4 protein-coding genes are annotated in these 2,470 nt (G+C 68.5%); 2 read left to right on the top strand and 2 right to left on the bottom strand.

Annotation, left to right across the window (positions count from 1 at the left end; translation table 11 throughout):
* On the top strand, window positions 1–489 hold a 489-nt coding region (locus tag AC1D1G_RS44260), incomplete at its 5' end, for a TauD/TfdA dioxygenase family protein (RefSeq protein WP_477956833.1).
* Window positions 490–540: 51 nt separating this feature from the next.
* Here the strand turns inward: AC1D1G_RS44260 and AC1D1G_RS44255 are convergent.
* A complete protein-coding gene (locus AC1D1G_RS44255; RefSeq protein ID WP_477956832.1) occupies window positions 541–1,368 on the bottom strand; it encodes an alpha/beta fold hydrolase in 828 nt (275 codons plus the stop codon).
* Between the two features lie 245 nt (window positions 1,369–1,613).
* Between AC1D1G_RS44255 and AC1D1G_RS44250 the strand changes: the two genes are divergently transcribed.
* Complete coding sequence (locus tag AC1D1G_RS44250; RefSeq protein ID WP_283331229.1) at window positions 1,614–2,204, top strand: C40 family peptidase; 591 nt, start codon at window positions 1,614–1,616, stop codon at window positions 2,202–2,204.
* 71 nt (window positions 2,205–2,275) lie between these two features.
* Here the strand turns inward: AC1D1G_RS44250 and AC1D1G_RS44245 are convergent.
* A partial coding sequence (locus tag AC1D1G_RS44245) for a GMC oxidoreductase (protein WP_477956831.1) occupies window positions 2,276–2,470 on the bottom strand: 195 nt, incomplete at its 5' end.

Below are 2,470 nucleotides of genomic sequence, written 5' to 3'. Positions count from 1 at the left end.
GCATACGAGGGTCTGCCGGACTCGCTGAAGGGCCTCGTCGACGGTCTACGCGCCGAGCACCGGTTCGGCGGACGGCACCCGCAGTGGGCCGAGGACAGCAGCTACGCCCAGAAGACGCGGGAGAACCCGCTCGTCACCGAACACCCGGTGGTCCGAGTGCACCCGGTGACGGGGGAGCGGGCACTGTTCGTCACCCCCGGTTTCACCAGCCGGATCGTCGGGGTCTCGCCGTCGCAAAGCGACCGCCTGCTGGACCTGCTGTTCGCCGAGGTGACGAATCCCGCCTACACGGTGCGGTTCCGCTGGGCGCCGGGCAGCCTCGCGTTCTGGGACAACCGTGCCACCGCCCACCTCGCGCCCACCGACCTCGACCACCTCGACGTCACCCGCGTCCTGTACCGCACCACCCTCGAGGGCGACGTTCCCGTCGGCCCCGACGGCAAGGAGTCCACGTCCCTCGCCGGTGCGGCGTTCCGCGGCGAGAAGTAGGCGGCTTCGCCGCCCGTGCGTGGTTAGCGAGTCTCTGCACTCGTCAATTACTCACGGGCTGCGGAGTGCCCGGCGGAGGGTATCGGCGAACGTGGTGGGGTCGTGAATCAGCCAGCCGTGGCCGCCCGTCACGGTGAGGACGGGCGGATTGCGGAGTGCCTTCCGCATCGACTCGAAGCTGGCGAGCGGAATCGTCCGGTCCCCGCGACCCCAGACGAGGGACACCGGTAGGCCCCGGTCGGCGAGGACACCGAGTTCGTGGCGCAGGTCCGCCCGCCTGGCCAGGTGTGCCGTGCGCCAGACCGCACCGGGATCTCGCAGCGTGTTGGGCAGGAAGCCGTTGACGAGTGACGCGGCCGTGTGGGTGATGGTCCGGATCGACAGCGCCTCACCCAGGGCCGACGCGCCCCAGTCCCACAGCGGCCTGTCGCCGATGGGCCGTATTCCCCAGCCGTCGGACGACCAGGCGCCACCGCCGACGGAGTTGACGAGCACCAGGCGCGCGACCCGCTCCGGAAGGTCGTGGGCAGCCTGAATGGCGACGCCCCCGCCGAAGGAGTGGCCGATCAGTGTGATCGGTTCGCTGATTCCCGCCTCGTCCAGGAACCGTCCCAGCCAGGCCGCGTAACCGGCGAAGGTCCGCGCCTCGGGCGGATGGTCGGGAGTTCCGCCGAAGCCGGGGAGCGTCGGAGTGAGGACGCGGTGCCCGTGCTGGGCGAGCATCGACAGGCTGYGGCCGTACACCCGCGGGGTGAGCCCCCATCCGTGCAGGAAGACGACGGGCGAGCCGCGCCCCACGACGGTGAGGGTCGCGGCGTCCGCAACTGCGGGTTCCCCGAAGATCTCGGGTTCTGAGTTCTGGATCAGTGACACGCCCAACAGCGTGGACGACGCGCATGCCTTCGGTAACGGGCCGAATTGCCTGAAGGCATACCTGTTTCTGGGGTTTCATGACGGACCGGTCGGTTCGAGATCTGATCGTTATATACCTGGATTGCGAAAACAGGTATGTGTATGGGCCATTCGGCCGTTGTTCGCTGAGTCCGTGACCGGGATGTTATCTAACGTCTCGTCCGAGCGGCACTGATGTCGCCGGAACCTCATGAATTGAAGGACTCAGCTCAATGGCCAAGCATAGATTGCGTCGGGGCAATCGTCTGCAGTTTTCGACCGGCAGTCTTCTGATTGCCGCCGGTGTGGGAGTGGGAGCGTTTCTGCTTCCCGTTGCTCCCGCTGCAGCGGAGCCGATCACGATCCCAGGGATTGGGACGTTCGAGGTACCAGGCGTGCCGCCAGTGCCTCCGGCTCCGGCTCCGGCTCCGAACCCAGGGCCCCTCCCGGGACCCCTGCCGGCCCCGCCGGCGTTGCCGTCCACCCACGGCGCGCAGGCTCTCGCGGCCGCCGAATCGAAGATCGGATCGCCGTACGTCTGGGGCGCCACCGGGCCGAACGCCTTCGATTGCTCGGGTCTGGTGCAGTGGGCGTACAAGCAGGCAGGCATCTCGGTACCCCGCACCACCTACGACCAGGTGAACGGTGGCTCGCCCGTCGACAAGGGCAGCCTGCAACCGGGTGATCTCGTCCTGTTCAACGGGGCGAACCACGTCGGGCTCTACGCCGGGAACGGCACGGTCGTCCACGCGCCCACGTCCGGGCAGCCGGTGAAGCAGGCGCCCCTCGATTCGATGCCGTTCTACGCGGCGCGCCGGTACTGAGGCGGCTCCGCCGCCCGTGCGCCTTTCTGGTTGCCAGCGCTACCAAAAAGGCGCACGGGGCGCGAAGCGCCCTACGAGTTCYGGATCAGATCCGACGCCCGCTCACCGATGAGGACGGAGGGTGCGTGGGTGTGCCCGCGGATGATGGCGGGCATGATCGACGCGTCGGCGACGCGCAGTTTGTCGACCCCTCGCACCCGCAGGTCGGGCGTGACGACGCTCGCGTCGTCGTTGCCCATGCGACACGTCCCGACTGGGTGGTAGAG

The sequence above is a fragment of the Rhodococcus sp. P3_B8 genome (assembly GCF_056402775.1).
This window is presented reverse-complemented; position numbering and strand designations above follow the sequence as displayed.

What these genes read in the sequence shown, in the direction of transcription:
- AC1D1G_RS44250 (WP_283331229.1), top strand. Translation starts at nt 1,614, where the DNA reads ATGGCCAAGCATAGATTGCGTCGGGGCAATCGTCTGCAGTTTTCGACC.